The 14,155-nt window shown below is 73.4% G+C and carries 18 protein-coding genes; 4 read left to right on the forward strand and 14 right to left on the reverse strand.

Translation table 11 applies throughout. The features are described from left to right. Nucleotides 1–67: 67 nt before the first annotated feature. Nucleotides 68–1,897, forward strand: a complete 1,830-nt coding sequence (locus BFV98_RS14840; RefSeq protein WP_071096745.1) for a hypothetical protein — start codon at nucleotides 68–70, stop codon at nucleotides 1,895–1,897. A gap of 78 nt (nucleotides 1,898–1,975) precedes the next feature. Here BFV98_RS14840 and BFV98_RS14845 read toward each other — a convergent pair whose 3' ends face one another. The 8 genes from BFV98_RS14845 to BFV98_RS14880 form a co-directional block, all read right to left on the reverse strand. Continuing rightward, nucleotides 1,976–3,307 carry an NAD(P)/FAD-dependent oxidoreductase gene (locus tag BFV98_RS14845; RefSeq protein ID WP_013284111.1) on the reverse strand — a complete coding sequence of 444 codons (1,332 nt, stop codon included), beginning with the start codon at nucleotides 3,305–3,307 and terminating at the stop codon, nucleotides 1,976–1,978. A gap of 103 nt (nucleotides 3,308–3,410) precedes the next feature. Then, nucleotides 3,411–3,971 (reverse strand): hypothetical protein, encoded by a 561-nt coding sequence (locus BFV98_RS14850; RefSeq protein ID WP_071096746.1) that lies wholly within the window; start codon nucleotides 3,969–3,971, stop codon nucleotides 3,411–3,413. A gap of 37 nt (nucleotides 3,972–4,008) precedes the next feature. After that, the gene (locus tag BFV98_RS14855) at nucleotides 4,009–5,370 is read right to left on the reverse strand and encodes a DUF58 domain-containing protein (protein ID WP_030271249.1); all 1,362 of its coding nucleotides are present in this window, start codon (nucleotides 5,368–5,370) and stop codon (nucleotides 4,009–4,011) included. Next, nucleotides 5,370–6,368: a MoxR family ATPase gene (locus BFV98_RS14860; RefSeq protein ID WP_071096748.1), complete on the reverse strand. Its 999-nt coding sequence runs from the start codon at nucleotides 6,366–6,368 to the stop codon at nucleotides 5,370–5,372. Before BFV98_RS14860 ends, BFV98_RS14855 begins: the two co-directional genes overlap by 1 nt. After that, on the reverse strand, nucleotides 6,368–6,952 hold the full coding sequence (locus BFV98_RS14865; protein WP_013284107.1) for a hypothetical protein: 585 nt from the start codon (nucleotides 6,950–6,952) through the stop codon (nucleotides 6,368–6,370). The genes BFV98_RS14860 and BFV98_RS14865 overlap by 1 nt, the downstream gene beginning before the upstream one ends. Then, nucleotides 6,949–7,680, reverse strand: coding sequence for a DUF4129 domain-containing protein (locus tag BFV98_RS14870; RefSeq protein ID WP_013474049.1), 732 nt, complete (start codon nucleotides 7,678–7,680; stop codon nucleotides 6,949–6,951). Before BFV98_RS14870 ends, BFV98_RS14865 begins: the two co-directional genes overlap by 4 nt. Nucleotides 7,681–7,700: 20 nt before the next feature. Further along, the gene (locus tag BFV98_RS14875; RefSeq protein WP_013284105.1) at nucleotides 7,701–8,414 is read right to left on the reverse strand and encodes a uracil-DNA glycosylase; all 714 of its coding nucleotides are present in this window, start codon (nucleotides 8,412–8,414) and stop codon (nucleotides 7,701–7,703) included. 19 nt (nucleotides 8,415–8,433) lie between these two features. Next, on the reverse strand, nucleotides 8,434–9,147 hold the full coding sequence (locus tag BFV98_RS14880) for a dienelactone hydrolase family protein (RefSeq protein ID WP_071096750.1): 714 nt from the start codon (nucleotides 9,145–9,147) through the stop codon (nucleotides 8,434–8,436). Between the two features lie 177 nt (nucleotides 9,148–9,324). Here BFV98_RS14880 and BFV98_RS14885 point away from each other — a divergent pair, with 177 nt between their 5' ends. Both BFV98_RS14885 and BFV98_RS14890 read left to right on the forward strand, forming a co-directional pair. Next, nucleotides 9,325–9,687: a type II toxin-antitoxin system RelE/ParE family toxin gene (locus tag BFV98_RS14885; RefSeq protein WP_071096752.1), complete on the forward strand. Its 363-nt coding sequence runs from the start codon at nucleotides 9,325–9,327 to the stop codon at nucleotides 9,685–9,687. After that, complete coding sequence (locus tag BFV98_RS14890) at nucleotides 9,684–10,001, forward strand: helix-turn-helix domain-containing protein (RefSeq protein ID WP_013284102.1); 318 nt, start codon at nucleotides 9,684–9,686, stop codon at nucleotides 9,999–10,001. Before BFV98_RS14885 ends, BFV98_RS14890 begins: the two co-directional genes overlap by 4 nt. 82 nt (nucleotides 10,002–10,083) lie before the next feature. Here BFV98_RS14890 and BFV98_RS14895 read toward each other — a convergent pair whose 3' ends face one another. The 3 genes from BFV98_RS14895 to BFV98_RS14905 all read right to left on the reverse strand — a co-directional run bounded on the left by BFV98_RS14895 (nucleotide 10,084) and on the right by BFV98_RS14905 (nucleotide 11,639). Continuing rightward, nucleotides 10,084–11,049: a hypothetical protein gene (locus tag BFV98_RS14895; RefSeq protein WP_047891388.1), complete on the reverse strand. Its 966-nt coding sequence runs from the start codon at nucleotides 11,047–11,049 to the stop codon at nucleotides 10,084–10,086. Further along, a complete protein-coding gene (locus BFV98_RS14900) occupies nucleotides 11,046–11,378 on the reverse strand; it encodes a PadR family transcriptional regulator (RefSeq protein ID WP_030271259.1) in 333 nt (110 codons plus the stop codon). The genes BFV98_RS14895 and BFV98_RS14900 overlap by 4 nt, the downstream gene beginning before the upstream one ends. A 63-nt stretch (nucleotides 11,379–11,441) precedes the next feature. Then, entirely contained in the window at nucleotides 11,442–11,639 is a 198-nt protein-coding gene (locus BFV98_RS14905) for a hypothetical protein (RefSeq protein WP_255368116.1), read from the reverse strand. Nucleotides 11,640–11,817: 178 nt separating this feature from the next. Here BFV98_RS14905 and BFV98_RS14910 point away from each other — a divergent pair, with 178 nt between their 5' ends. After that, entirely contained in the window at nucleotides 11,818–12,006 is a 189-nt protein-coding gene (locus tag BFV98_RS14910) for a hypothetical protein (protein WP_176921700.1), read from the forward strand. Nucleotides 12,007–12,111: 105 nt separating this feature from the next. Here BFV98_RS14910 and BFV98_RS14915 read toward each other — a convergent pair whose 3' ends face one another. From BFV98_RS14915 to BFV98_RS14925, 3 genes are read right to left on the reverse strand one after another with little or no spacing between them, the layout of a single operon-like run. After that, nucleotides 12,112–13,041, reverse strand: a complete 930-nt coding sequence (locus BFV98_RS14915) for a Ppx/GppA phosphatase family protein (protein ID WP_071096759.1) — start codon at nucleotides 13,039–13,041, stop codon at nucleotides 12,112–12,114. 42 nt (nucleotides 13,042–13,083) lie between these two features. Continuing rightward, on the reverse strand, nucleotides 13,084–13,593 hold the full coding sequence (locus BFV98_RS14920) for an amino-acid N-acetyltransferase (protein ID WP_013284096.1): 510 nt from the start codon (nucleotides 13,591–13,593) through the stop codon (nucleotides 13,084–13,086). A gap of 1 nt (nucleotide 13,594) precedes the next feature. Continuing rightward, nucleotides 13,595–14,152, reverse strand: a complete 558-nt coding sequence (locus BFV98_RS14925; protein ID WP_013284095.1) for a DUF501 domain-containing protein — start codon at nucleotides 14,150–14,152, stop codon at nucleotides 13,595–13,597. Nucleotides 14,153–14,155 lie beyond the last annotated feature (3 nt).

Consider the following 14,155-nt stretch of genomic DNA (forward strand, 5'->3'; position numbering starts at 1 on the left):
GCGGCGGTGCAGATCTCACCGTAGCGGCTCGGCCGCGACGCGGCGTACCCCGACGGGTGCGGCCGTTATGGTCGAGGCCGTGACCAGCGCCGCCCGCACGGCACCCGGGCCCGATCACGCCCGGGCGGCCCGCCCGGCGGCGGTCACGCGGCGGGTGACGGCCGCCGTCCGGCGGCACCGCGCGGACCTGCTCGCCGGGTTGGCGTTCGTCGCGCTCGCCGGATGGCTCACCCACGGTCTCTGGCCGGCGCCGGGCACTCGCGCACTCGCCCTCAACCCGGCCGACCAGACGCTGTACGAGTGGTTCCTGGCGCTGGACGCGCGTGCCCTGCGGGGCGAGCTGAGCCTGGTCACCGGCCGGCTGAACGCGCCGGACGGGGTCAACCTGATGGCCAACACGTCGATCGTGGCGCTCGGTGTGCTGCTCGCCCCGGTCACGCTGGCGTTCGGGGCGCCCGTGACGTTCGCCCTGCTCGTCGCCGCGAACATGGCCGGTACGGCGCTCGCCTGGTACCTGCTGTTCACCCGCGTCCTGCGGGCCCGCGGGCTCGCTGCCGTACTCGGCGCGGCGCTCTGCGGCTTCGGGCCGGGCATGGTCTCGCAGAGCAACGGCCACCTGCACATGACCGCGCAGTGGCTGGTCCCGGTGCTGGTCTGGCTCGTGGTCCGGCTGCTGCGCGCCGCCGACCCGGCGGGTCGGCCGGACGGCCCGGACCGCCGCCGGACGGCCTCCTCCGCGGCCGGGCTCGCCGCGGTCGTCACCGTGCAGGTATTCGTCGGCGAGGAGGTGCTGTTCCTCGCCGCGCTCACCCTGGCGGTGACCGCCGTCGCGTACGGGCTGGCCGACCGGGGCCTGCTGCGCCGGGCCGGTTCCGGGTTCGCCGGTGGTCTGCTCGCCGCCGCGGGACTGGCGCTGCCGGTGCTGGCGTACCCGCTGTGGGTGCAGTTCGCCGGCCCGCAGGGCGTCGCGGACGGCATCTTCCCACCCGCCTACTTCTCCGCCGACCTGATCGCCTGGACCCGCCTGTCCGCGCTGACGGTGTTCGGCAGCCCGGAGGCGGTACGGCTCACCACCGGTCCGTCCGAGTTCACCACGTTCCTGGGCTGGCCGCTGCTGCTGGTAGCCGCCGCCTGCGCGGTCCGGCTGGGCCGGCGCGCCCCGGTGGTGGCGGTCGTGGCCGCCGCGCTGACGATGGCCGCACTCGCGCTCGGCCCGGAGGTGGTGGCCGGCGGTGAGCGGACCGGGATCCCCGGTCCGTACGCGCTGCTGGCCGGGCTTCCAGTGGTGGACGGCGCGCTGCCGACGCGTTTCGCGCTGGCGGTGCTGCCGCTCGTCGGCACAGTGCTCACGCTCGCCGTGCACCGGGCGCTCGCCGAACCCGGCCGGGCCCGCCGGGTCGTCCCGTTCGCGGTCGGCGCGGCGCTGCTCAGCGTCTTCCCCACACCGCTGCCCACGATGGACCGGCCGCCGCTGCCCGAGTTCGTCACCGGCGGCCACTGGCAGCGGTGCGTACGCCCCGGCGGGGTGCTGGTACCGGTGCCCACCGCCACGCCGCAGGATCCCTGGCCGATGCGCTGGGCCACCGCCACCGGCGTCGCGTTCGCCATGCCGGAGGGCTTCTTCATCGGCCCGTACGGCCCGCATGGCTCGGCCACCATGGGCACCTGGCAGCGTCCCACCTCGGCGCTGCTCGCCGACGTGGCCCGCCGCGGCGTGGCACCCGCGATCGGTGACCGGCAACGCCGCCAGGCCGCCCGGGACGTCGAGTTCTGGCACGCCTCGTGCATGGCGGTGACCGACGACACGCCGCACGCGGAGATGCTGCGGCGCACCCTGGAGCAGCTCTACGGACGGCCGGGTACGCGGCTCGCCGACGCCTGGACCTGGCGCTTCTGAGGCGCCGGACACCGGTTCCGCCGCCGGACACGGCGTAAGGGCCCTTCCCGTACGGGAAGGGCCCTTTCGCGGAACGCGTCAGACGCGCGCGGCAACCGGCGGGGCCGACGCCTCGGCGAACTCCTCGCGCGGGTCGTGCAGCTGGCCCAGCGCGACCACCTCACGCTTGAGGAAGAACGCCAGCGTCCAGTCGACCACCACGCGCACCTTGCGGTTGAACGAGGGGATCCGCGACATGTGGTACGTGCGGTGCATGAACCACGCCGGCCAGCCGGTCATCTTGATGCCGTAGACCTGCGCCACGCCCTTGTGCAGGCCGAGGCTCGCCACGCTGCCGGCGTGCTTGTGCTTGTAGTCGACCGGCTCGCGCCCGCGGATCACGTTCGCGATGTTGTCGGCCATCCGCGCCGCCTGCCGCACCGCGTGCTGGGCGCTCGGGGAGCAGAAGTTACCCGGCTCCTTGGTCAGGTCCGGTACGGCGGCGCAGTCACCGGCGCTCCACGCACCCTCGACCACCCGGTCGCCGTCCACGATCTGCAGCGTCGGCCGGCAGGTGACCCGGCGGCGCTCGTCACGCGGGAAGTCCGTCGCGTCCAGCATCGGCGACGGCTTCACGCCGGCGGTCCAGACGATGGTGTCGGACGGGAAGCTGTCGCCGTCGGAGAGCTTCACCACACCGTCGACGCAGGACTCCAGCCGGGTGTCCAGGCGGATGTCCATGTCCCGCTTCATCAGCTGCTGCACCGTGTAGGCGCCCATGTCCCGGTCGACCTCGGGCAGCACCCGCTGGGTCGCCTCGACGAGCACCCAGCGCATGTCCTCCGGCTTCAGCTCCGGGTAGTAGCGCAGCGCGTCCCGGGCCATGTCCTCCATCTCGGCGAGCGCCTCGATACCGGCGTAGCCGCCGCCCACGAAGACGAACGTCAGCGCGCGGCTGCGGACCGCCGGGTCGGTGGTGGAGGCCGCCACGTCGAGCCGGTCCAGCACGTGGTTGCGCAGGAAGATGGCCTCGCCGATGGTCTTGAACCCGATGCCGTTCTCGTGCAGGCCGGGGATCGGCAGGGTGCGGGAGACCGAGCCGGGGGCGACGACCACGTGGTCGTACTGGATCTCCCGGGCCGGGCCGCTGATCGGCTGCACCACGGCGGTCATGCGGTCGTGGTCGATCCGGGTGACGGTGCCCGCCACCACGGTGCACTTGCGCAACTCCCGCCGCAGCGGCACCACGGCGTGCCGAGGGGAGATGTTGCCCGCCGATGCCTCCGGGAGGAACGGCTGGTACGTCATGTGCGGCTGCGGGTCGACGACGATGACCTCGGCCTCACGCCTGCTCAGCTTCTTGGACAGGCGCAGAGCGGCGTACAGGCCCACGTGACCGGCACCCACGACAAGGATCCGCTTCGGGTTCACGTCATCTATCTTTCCCCGGGTGCTTCGGGTAATCCCGCGCGAGACCCCCTTCTGTGACGGAGCACAACCCGTGTGACCTGCGCAACGTCCCCGGAACGGTGCGTCACCTGCGCCGGAGCAGCCAGCCCAGCAGGGCGCTCAGACCCACCGCCACCAGCAGTCCCACCACAGTCGCGGCCTGTGAGCCGTCGGTGCCGCCCACTCCCCCGAGCCACGCCAGCACCACGCCGAGCACGGCACTGGCGAGCACCACGCCACCCACCCGGCCCAGCCACCGCAGCACCACGTCCGGGTCGATCAGCCCGTCGTAGGGCAGCAGCGCGGCGAGCGCGCAGAGCGAGTGCGCCAGGTAGAGCAGCGTCGCCACGGCGAGCAGCCGCCACAGCGCCGGTGGCCGGTCGAAGCCGAGCGTGGCCAGCAGCCAGCCGCCGACTGTCACCAGCGCGGTGAACGTCGGCCAGATCCGGCGCGGCCCGGCCGCCGGGAGCACCGCGGCCACCGTCATGGCCAGCAGCGAGCGCGCGGTGAGGGCCTGCACCGGGTACGCGAGCAGGAAACCGGCCAGCACGGTGAGGAAGATGCCGCCGCGTACGAGCAGCGGCAGCGGGCTGACCCGGGCGGCGGCGAACCGCAGCGCCCGCACCCGCTCCACAACCGCGTTCACCGGGCCGCCCTTCCGTTCGCGACTGCGCTCCCCGTGCTCATCGCAGCCCCGCCTTCGGGGCGGTCGCCAGCCGGGCCACGTCGCGCAGCACCTCGTCCAGGCTGCCCGCGCCCGCCCAGCGCACCACCGGCACCCCGTGCTCGCGGAGCTGGCCGATCATCGTGTCCCGGTCCAGCCGCCACAGCCGGTACGCGACCTCGGCCCAGCCCCGCTCCTTCGGCACCGGCAGCTCGGCCGGCAACGTGTCCACCGCCACCACGAACCGCCCGCCCCTGGCCAGCCGGGCCAGCATCTGCGCGGACCGCTCGTCGAGCAGCGGGGTGAGCACCACCACGAGCGCGTCCGAGGAGAGCACCTGCGGGCCGAAGACCTGGTCGTACGGCTCGTGCGGGGACGACTCGGCCTGCACGTCGAGCAGCCACTCCAGCACTGTCAGGTACTGCCGCCGCCCGGTGGCCGGACGCAGCCGGCGAGCGGCCGGCCCGTACTCCAGCATCGACACCCGGTCGCCGCGGTGCAGGTAGTGCTCGGCGATCGCGGCGGCGGCCCGCACGGTGGTGTCCAGCACCGACGCGGTCCCGTTCACGCCACCGGAGCGGCCCGCCTCGGCCAGCACGTCCAGCAGCACCACCACCTCGGCGTCCCGGTCCGAGAGCGTCGACGCGACGTGCAGCTGGCGGGCCCGCAGCGACACCCGCCAGTCGATCCGGCGCAGCCGGTCGCCGGGCGCGAAGACGCGTACCCCGGCCAGTTCGCCGCCCTCGCCCGGCCGCCGCGAGCGGTGCGCGCCGACCAGCCCGGCGGCCCGCGGCATCGCCTCGACCGCGTCGAACGGCTCGGTACGCGGATAGACCCGGGCCCGGATCGGGTCGGTGATCACCGCGCGGGAGACCAGCAGCCCGTCGGCGGCGGCGACCCGCACCCCGGCCGGCCCGATCGGGTGCCGCCCCCACCGCAGGGCGGTGCCGGTCAGCTCCAGGTCGACAGCGCTGCCCCGGGGTACGGACGTGACGAACGGGCGGTCCGCCCCGCCGGAGCGGCTCACGTCCAGCCCGGTGCCGCCGAAGCCGACCTGCTCCACCCGCAGCCAGCGCGACATCCGGGTCCGGACCACCGCCAGGTCGTACCCGACCAGGTCGGGGTTGGCCACCGCGACGGTGGCGGCCAGCGGCGCGCCCTCGACCAGGTGGGTGTCCCCGACGCCGAGTTCCAGCTCGGGCAGCGCGGCGGGGCGGCGGCGCAGCGCGTACGCGGTCCCGAGCGCGAACGGCGTGGCGAGCACCACCAGGTCGATGCGGCCGAGCAGGACGGCGGCGACGAGCAGCACACCGGTGAGCAGCACGGCCCGGCCGAGCGCCCACGTGGGCGCCCAGCCGCCTGCCGCGTCGGCCCGGTCCATCAGCGTCCGGCGGCGTAGCTGGGCAGCGCGCCGCTCGCCGGGGCGGGCGTGGACTCCAGCACCTCGCCGACCACGAACGACGGGTCGACGCGGCGCAGCCACATCTCCGGCCGCAGCGTGATCCGGTGCGCCAGCGCGGGCGCCGTCACCGCCTTGACGTCCTCCGGCACCACGTAGTCCCGGTTGGCGAGCACCGCCCGCACCCGGGACAGCAGCAGCAGCGCCAGCGAGCCGCGCGGGGACGCGCCGACCAGCACCGACGGGTGCTCCCGGGTGGCAGCGGTGAGCGCCACGATGTACCGGCCGATCGAGTCCTCGACCACCACGTCCTCCAGCGCGGCCTGCATGGCGCGCAGCGTGGCGGCGTCCACCACCGGCTTGATCTCCGCCTCCTCGCGGCGGCGGGCGATCCGGCGCCGCAGCACGTCCCACTCCTCGTCGTGGGTGGGGTAGCCGAACGACACCCGCAGCAGGAACCGGTCGAGCTGCGCCTCCGGCAGCGGGTACGTGCCCTCGTACTCGATGGGGTTGGCGGTGGCGAGCACGTGGAACGGCTCGTCCAGGCGGTAGGTCACGCCCTCGACCGAGACCTGCTTCTCCTGCATGGCCTCCAGCAGCGCCGACTGCGTCTTCGGCGGCGTCCGGTTGATCTCGTCGGCGAGCAGCAGGTTGGTGAACACCGGGCCGGCCCGGAAGGCGAAGTCGCCGCTGCTCTGGTCGTAGAGGAACGAGCCGGTCACGTCGGCGGGCAGCAGGTCCGGGGTGAACTGGAGCCGCCGGAAGTCCAGTCCGAGCGCCTGCGCGAAACAGCGCGCGGTGAGCGTCTTGCCCAGGCCGGGCAGATCCTCCAGCAGCACGTGACCACCGGCGAGGATGCCGGCCAGCACCAGCTCCAGCGCGTCCCGCTTGCCGACCACGACGGTGCCGACCGCCTCCAGGACGGCCCGGGCGAGCCGGCCCACCTCGGCGGGGGCCATGCTCCGGTCCACGTCGTTCATCAGATCTTCTCCAGTTCGGCGACGATCGCCGCGAGGTCGCGCGGCGACGGAGGGCGGCGGGCGGGGGTGGCGAGGAACGTCCACAGTGGCTCGCCGAGCACCGCCCGGGCGCGGGCCGGGTCGGACTCACGGGTGACGCCGTGGCGCTGGCGCAGCCGTTCGTCGGCCAGCTCGCCGAGGCGGGGCAGGATGCGCTCGGTGAACCGCTCCTGGTTGCCGGCGCACCAGTCCAGCGGGCGCTCCCAGCCGTTGATCGCGGTGCGCAGCGCGTCCCGCGCGGACCAGTTCCAGGTGCCGGGCTCCTCACCGGCGGGCGTCCGGGCACCCGCGCGGGGCGGCGGCGGGGGTGACAGCGCGGTGGTGACCCGGCGTACGGCGAGCACGGCGAGCACCCCCGCCACGATGATCCAGATCGGCACCTTCAGGCCGACCGCGCGCAGCCCGACCACGACCACCACGACGACGGCGGCGGTGACCGCCGCGGTCCGCAGCAGCAGGCGCGCCCGGCCGCCGCCCGAGGGCCGGACGTCCTCCCCGGCGGGCTCCTCGCCGAACGACAGCAGGTCGTCGATGCTGGTGCTCACGACGCCTCCCCCGCCAGGCTGGTCAGCTCGCCGCGCAACCGGCGCAACGCGGCGCGGGCCTGGTCCCGGGTGTGCTCGTCGACCGGGTGCGTGGCGTACCGGGCCTCCCGGTAGACGTGCGCGAAACCGTCGAGCACGTCGGCGCTGGCGATCGCCGGGATGCCGGCCGCCGGGTCGCCGCGCAGCAGCCGGCCCACCAGGTCGGTCGGGGTGTCACCGGTGTGCCGGGGCACACCCGCGTCCTCGGCGGCCTCCTCCAGGCGTACCCAGCAGGCGATCACAGCGGTCCGCGGGTCGGTGGAGCGGTCGTCCAGTTCGACGAGCCCGGCGTCGAGCGCGGCCACCACCTCGCGGGCGGTCCCCTCGGCGGTACGCCTGGTGCGCCGCACCGGCACCGCGCGAGTGGTGCGTCGCAGCGCGCCCCGCAGCACGTTCCACAGGACGTACCCGACGGCGGCCAGCACCGCCGCGGACAGCAACACCACGGCGGCGGTGGCCAGCCAGCCGGGCACACCGCCCGAGGTGGACTCGCCCACGTCCCGGGGCTCGACGGGGATCGACGGCACCGCCTCGGGCGACGGGTAGTCCGGCACGTACGGGATGGTGTCGGCGGCGGGCGGGATCCGGCTGGCCCCGATGGCGGAGTGACCGGCGGCGAACGCGGCGAGCGCGAGCAGCACCGTCACCGCGGCGACCGGCCACCACCTGCGCAGTACGCCGAAATCCATCCCACCGCCTCAGGTGTTCCTCAGTCCACCCCGGCCAGGTCCTTCGCCCGGGTGAACACGTCGTCCAGCATCGCCGGTGTGAGCCGGCCGGTGAACGTGTTCTGCTGGCTGACGTGATAGCAGCCCAGCAACGCCGGCACCGACTCGCCGGACCAGTGTGCCCCATGACCGAACACCGGTCGCGGTGTGGGCGGTCGCTGCCCGTACACCTGGCGTAGCACCGGCCACCACGCGGCCCACGCGAACGCGCCCAGCGCGACCACGACGCGCAGCGTGGGCCGGATCAACTCGACCTCGCGGTGCAGCCACGGCGCGCAGGTGTCCCGCTCGTCCGGGGTGGGTTTGTTGTCCGGCGGCGCGCACCGCACAGCCGCGAAGATGCGGGTGTCGCGCAGCGTCAGGCCGTCGTCCGCGGACACGCTCGTCGGCTGGTTGGCCAGCCCGGCGCGGTGCAGCGCGGCGAACAGCACGTCACCGGACCGGTCCCCGGTGAAGATCCGGCCCGTGCGGTTGCCGCCGTGCGCGGCCGGCGCCAGACCGAGGATCGCGATGCGGGCGTCCGCCGGCCCGAGGCCGGGCACCGGCCGTCCCCAGTAGTCCTGGTCGCGGAACGCGGCCCGCTTGACCCGGGCGACCTCCTCCCGCCAGGCCACCAGGCGCGGGCAGGCGAAGCAGTCGCTGACCGCGCCGTCGAGGTCGGCCAGGTCGGCCGCCCGCGCGGCGCGGGCGACCACGTCCTGCGGGGTACGCGACTCAGCCAAGCTTCGCCCGGAACAGTTCCAGCGTGCGGGCCCAGGCGGTGGCGGCCGCCCGCTGGTCGAAGTGCTCGGGCCGGTCCTCATTGAAGAACGCGTGCGCGGTGCCCGGGTAGTCGAACGTCTGGCAGGTGCCACCGGCGGACTCGATGGACCGGCGTACGCTCTGCACCCCGTCGGCGGCGGACAGGCCGTCCGCCTCGGAGCAGTGGATGAGCGCGGCCTTCCCGGCGTAGCCGGCCCAGTCGGTGCGGTCGGCGTTGTCCGCCGCGCCAGTGGCCATGCCCTCCCAGGGCAGGCGCGGGTAGAACCCGGCGGTCGCCACGATGCGCTCGGAGAACGTGCCGGACCACAGCGCCAGGCTGGCGCCCGCGCAGAACCCGGCGCAGCCCACCTTGCCGGCGACCTCGGACCGGCTCGCCAGGTATTCGGCGGCGGCGGCGATGTCGCTGGCCGCCTCGTCCATCTGGGAGCTGTTCAGCATCAGCCGCGGCTCGGTCGGCTTCACGGCCGGCCCGCCGTGCCGGAAGTCGGGCGCGAGGGCGACGAAGCCGGCCTCGGCGAAGCGGTCCACCACGGCCCGGACGTGGGGCACCAGTCCCCACCAGTCCTGGATGACGATGACCGCCGGGCTGGCCGCACCGCCGGAGGGTATCGCGAGATACCCCTCGCTCGTCCCCCCGTTGCCGGTGAAGCTCACCATCTCGCCCATGGGCCCGTCCTCCTAGCGGTCAGTCATCATTGGCTGGTCGCCCAGTTGGCTGATACGTGCCGGTAGCGTGCCACGCGGTCACCGGCGCGGGGAAGACGGAACAACAGTGGCATTCACCTCCTGTTGAACCGCCGGACAGGCACACACGCTGGGTATAGCGATTGCTAAACTAGCCCCGTGGTGGCTGGAGACTGGGACGTCTACCTGGTCGACGAGGTGCGGCAGTGGCTCGACACTCTCGACGCGTCCGCCCATGCGCGAGTGGTGCAGGCGATCGACCTCCTGGCCGAGCACGGACCAGGACTCGGACGACCCCTTGTCGACACCATCCACGGTTCGTCGATGGCGAACTTGAAGGAGCTCCGGCCGGGCACCGTGCGTATCCTTTTCGCGTTCGACCCGTGGTGCTCGAGCATCCTCCTGGTCGCCGGCGACAAGTCCGGCCGGTGGAAGACGTGGTATCAGGAGGCCATTCCCGTCGCCGAGCACCGCTACGAGCTCTACCTCAAGGACCGGGCACGAGAGGAGGGGAAGGCATGAGCGACTACTCCCGGTGGCAGGACATCCGCGCCGACCACGTCGCCCGGGTCGGCGGGGAAGATGCGGTCGACGCGGGTAAGCAGGAACTCCTCGCCGAGGTCATCGGTCACCGCCTCGCGGAGGTACGGCGAGCGCGCGGCCTGACCCAGCAGCAGGTCGCCGACCGGATGGGCGTCACCAAGGGACGGGTCTCCCAGATCGAGCAGGGAAAGATCTCCGGACAGGAAGTGGTGGCCCGGTTCGCCGCGGCGCTGGGTGGCCGGCTCCACCAGGCGATCTACTTCGACGACGGTGACATCGCCGCCATCGCCTGACAGCGGATCCCGCGAGATCTTGGAGGATTCCGGCCCCTATCAGGGCCGTTTCGTACCAAGATCTCGCGGGATCGAGCGTGTTCTAGCGCGTTGACGTGGGTTCCGGGGAAGCGCTGGTGCTGGGCGCGGTCGGGGTGGGCGCGGTCGGGGTGGCGCTGCCTGTGGGCGCGGGTGCGGGCGGGGCGATCGACGGGGAGGCCGGTGCGCCGAACGGTGCCAGCTCCGGGCAGTACGGGTAGGCGTTGCGGGGTGCGGGCACGGCGCCGGACGAGTCGAGGCAGTTCGGCCAGCCGAGCCGGATCGGCACGCCGTTCTGGTCGAACAGCTGCGCGTCGCGGATCAGCCGCCCCTGCTGGTCGTAGACGAAGACGTCCTCGATTCGGTCGTACCGCCGGTCCACAGACGTCTGCTCGTAGCCGCTGTAGACGTCGGAGCTGGCGTTCCGGTCCACATCAACGAGCACCGCGAAGCCGAAGAGCAGCAGCGCGGCCGTACCCAGCCGGTGCAGGCGGCGCGGCCAGCCGGTGAAGCCCGCGGAACGGCGGCCGAGCCACAGTGACGCGACCACCGCGCCGATGAGCAGCAGCAGGCCGGCCGACGCGTTGTCGTTCGGCCGGGGCAGCAGACCGGGCCGGCCACCGTCCACCATGACGCTGATCAGCAGCGCGGCCAGCCAGCCACGCACCAGCCACCAGGCCGGGCGCAGCGGACGCAGGAAGTCGCTCACCGTCTCGTGCCCGAGCACCGGGCCGAGCTGACGATCCAGCAGACGTATCTGCGTGGCCGCCTGATCCCGCGCCTCGGCCAGGCGGTGGAAGCGCGCCGGTCGCCGCCCCTCCCCGGCGCCGGCGGCGGCGCGAAGTTCGGCCGCGTACGCCTCGGGGGTGCCCAGCCGGTCCACGAGCGCGCCCTCGCCCTCGGCGGCCACCTCGGCGAGGTGTTCCGGCAGGTCCTCGGTCAGCTCGTCGCGGACTGCCGGCGGCAGGTCGGCGAGCGCCGCGCGCACCCGGTCGACGTAGTCCGTGATCTCCTGCCCAGTGACGGTCATGCCGCCATCCCCCGATCGTCGAGCAGTGCGTCCATGGTGGTGGCGAACGAGCGCCAGGTCTTGCCGGAGCGGGTGAGCTGGTCACGCCCGGCCGCGTTCAGCGAGTAGTACTTGCGGTGCGGCCCGGACTCGCTCGGCACCACGTACGTGGTGAGCAGGCCTGCGGCGAACAGCCGGCGCAGCGTGCCGTAGACCGAGGCGTCGCCGACCTCGGTGAGGCCGGCCTCGCGCAGCCGCCGCAGGATGTCGTAGCCGTATCCGTCCTCGTCCTTGAGCACGGCGAGCACCGCCAGGTCGAGCACGCCCTTGAGGAGCTGCGTGGTATCCACGCTCCGCACACTAGTGCGCAATCCACACTACCGTCAATCACACAGCACTTTGCCCGGCCTTGTTCACCGGGAGGAAGGACGGGCGGTCCACCCGATGAAACGGCCGAACAGGTCGGCCGGGTTCGGGTTGGCGGCCATCAGGTCGGCGGTGGCGTCGAACAGGCAGCCCGCCATGTGGATGGACAGGGCGACGCGGTCGCGCCGGTAGTCCAGCAGCAGCAACAGGCGGGCCGGCTGGCACGGCCAGGGTGCCGCGCACACCCGGCACAACCAGAGGGGCCGCATCGGCACGTGCGGCCGCACGACACGGCGACTGCGATCGGGTACGGGAGAACAGTTCCTCACGGTCATCCCCCGATCGTGTCGCCTCCTGTTGTCAGCGTCAATAGCCTCCGTAGTTGTCGCTGTTCGGCGACGCCGACACTGCCATCGTCAACGTGTGGAGCTGGTGGGCGTGTCGGAGATCCGGGCGATGCTCGGCAACGTGTCGCGTCAGCGCGCATCCGTGATCGCCAACCAACGCAACTTCCCGGAGCCCATCGCCGTGCTGGCGATGGGCAAGGTCTGGCGGAAGTCCGACGTCGAGAAGTGGATCAGGGAACACCGCCCCGACCTGGCGACTGACTGACGCCCGGCCCTCCTTGTTGACCAAGGAGTTGGCGTCCTCTGAGGCGCCCCGATCGGACACGAACTCCTTGATCACCGCCTGAAGGTGCGGCGGCGAAAGAGCGGGCTAGGCGAGGCTCCAGGCGATGCCGTCGAGGATGTCGTGCTCGGAGGCGACCACCGACGGCATCCCGGCCCGCTCCATGATCACTCGCAGCACCAGGGCGCCGGCGCCGATCACGTCGGCCCGCCCCGGGTGCATCACCGGGTACGCCAGCCGCTGCTCACTGCTCTTGCCGAGCAGGTCGGCTGTCACCTCGGCCACCTGCTCGTACGAGACGCGGGCGTGGTGGATGCGGCTCGGGTCGTACTCCCGGAGCCCTTGCGCCAGGGCGACCACTGTGGTGACCGAACCGGCGAGCCCGACCAGCGTGGCGGCCTCGCGGCCGGGCACGGCGGCGAGCGCGCGGTCGACGGCGGCGGCGATGTCGGACTCGGCGGCGGCGATCTGCGCCGCTGTCGGCGGATCGTCGTGCAGGTGCCTTTCGGTCATCCGGACGCAGCCGATGTCCACCGAGATCGCGCCGCGCACCCCGTCGGCGCGGGTGCCGACGACGAACTCGGTCGAGCCGCCGCCGATGTCGACCACCAGGTACGGCGGTTCGGCGTCGGCAGGCAGGCCGCGCACCGCGCCGGTGAACGACAGGCGTGCCTCCTCGTCGCCTGTCACCACCTCGGGCGGTACGCCGAGCGTGCGCTCGACCATGGTGCGGAAGTCGGCGGCGTTGGAGGCGTCGCGGGAGGCCGAGGTGGCGCACATGCGTACCCGCTCGACGCCGGACTTCTCGATCTCCGCCGCGTAGTCGGCGAGCGCCACGCGGGTCCGCTCGATCGCCTCGGGCGCGAGCATGCCGGTCTGGTCGACGCCCTGCCCCAGCCGGACGATCTCCATCCGCCGGCTGACGTCGCGCAGCGGCGCCGCCTCCCCGGCCGACGACTCGGGCAGGTCGGCGATCAGCAGTCGGATCGAGTTGGTCCCGCAGTCGATGGCGGCCACACGCGCACTCACGGCGCCCACCCTACGGCAGCCCGCGCACGGTCAGAGGCGCAGCAGCATGCGGGTGTTGCCCAGGGTGTTGGGCTTGACCCGTTCCAGGTCCAGGAACTCCGCCACGCCCTCGTCGTACGAGCGCAGGAGCTGCTCGTACACCGGCTGCGGGACGGGCGCGCCGTCGATCTCGCGGAAACCGAACGAGCCGAAGAAGCCGGTCTCGAACGTCAGCACGAAGATCCGGGCGATGCCCAGCTCCCGCGCCGCGTCGATCAGCCCGCCGACGATCCGGTGCCCGATCTTGTGGCCCCGGCAGGACGGATCGACCGCCACCGTCCGAATCTCGGCCAGGTCCTCCCACATGACGTGCAGCGCGCCGCAGCCGACCACCGTGCCGTCAGACGTCACCGCGACCCGGAACTCCTGCACGTCCTCGTACAGCGTCACAGTCGCCTTGCTGAGCAGCCGCCGGTCGTCGGTGTAGGTGTCCACCAGCCGCCGGATGCCGCGTACGTCGGTGGTGCGGGCCCGGCGCACAGTGATCTCGTCGGCGCTCATCTCACTGGACCGCGGGCACGTCCACGCAGGGGCCGGCCGCCCACCACTTCTCCACGAGCGCCAGCGTCTCGTCGCCGAACGGGTTGACCCCCGGCCCGGCCGCGAGCGCGTGCCCGAGGTGCACGTGCAGGCACTTCACCCGCCCCGGCATGCCGCCGGCCGAGATGCCGGCGATCTCCGGCACCTCCCCGATCGCCTCCCGGCGGGTCAGGTAGTCCTCGTGCGCCGCCCGGTACCGCGCCGCCAGCTCCGGATCCTCGGCGAGCCGCTCGGCCATCTCCTTCATCAGCCCGGCCGACTCCAGCCGGCTGCACGCCGCCGTGGCACGCGGGCAGGTCAGGTAGAACAGCGTCGGGAACGGCGTGCCGTCCGCCAGCCGGGGCGTCGTCTCCACCACGTCGGGCAGGCCGCAGGGACACCTGTGGGCCACCGCGCGGGTGCCGCGAGGCGGGCGTCCGAGCTGCGCGGCCACCGCGGCCAGGTCGGCCTCGGTGGCCGGCTGGCGCTCCGGCGGGGGTACGGAGTCCGCCGCCGGCTCCTGCGGTGGTACGACGCTCAAGGA

Source organism: Micromonospora sp. WMMB235 (assembly GCF_001855515.1).
In the GTDB taxonomy this organism is placed as follows: domain Bacteria; phylum Actinomycetota; class Actinomycetes; order Mycobacteriales; family Micromonosporaceae; genus Micromonospora; species Micromonospora aurantiaca.

What these genes read in the sequence shown, in the direction of transcription:
- BFV98_RS14840 (WP_071096745.1), top strand. Translation starts at nt 68, where the DNA reads ATGGTCGAGGCCGTGACCAGCGCCGCCCGCACGGCACCCGGGCCCGAT.
- BFV98_RS14855 (WP_030271249.1), bottom strand. Translation starts at nt 5,370, where the DNA reads ATGGACCGGGCCGACGCGGCAGGCGGCTGGGCGCCCACGTGGGCGCTC.
- BFV98_RS14860 (WP_071096748.1), bottom strand. Translation starts at nt 6,368, where the DNA reads ATGAACGACGTGGACCGGAGCATGGCCCCCGCCGAGGTGGGCCGGCTC.
- BFV98_RS14870 (WP_013474049.1), bottom strand. Translation starts at nt 7,680, where the DNA reads ATGGATTTCGGCGTACTGCGCAGGTGGTGGCCGGTCGCCGCGGTGACG.
- BFV98_RS14880 (WP_071096750.1), bottom strand. Translation starts at nt 9,147, where the DNA reads ATGGGCGAGATGGTGAGCTTCACCGGCAACGGGGGGACGAGCGAGGGG.
- BFV98_RS14890 (WP_013284102.1), top strand. Translation starts at nt 9,684, where the DNA reads ATGAGCGACTACTCCCGGTGGCAGGACATCCGCGCCGACCACGTCGCC.
- BFV98_RS14895 (WP_047891388.1), bottom strand. Translation starts at nt 11,049, where the DNA reads ATGACCGTCACTGGGCAGGAGATCACGGACTACGTCGACCGGGTGCGC.
- BFV98_RS14920 (WP_013284096.1), bottom strand. Translation starts at nt 13,593, where the DNA reads ATGAGCGCCGACGAGATCACTGTGCGCCGGGCCCGCACCACCGACGTA.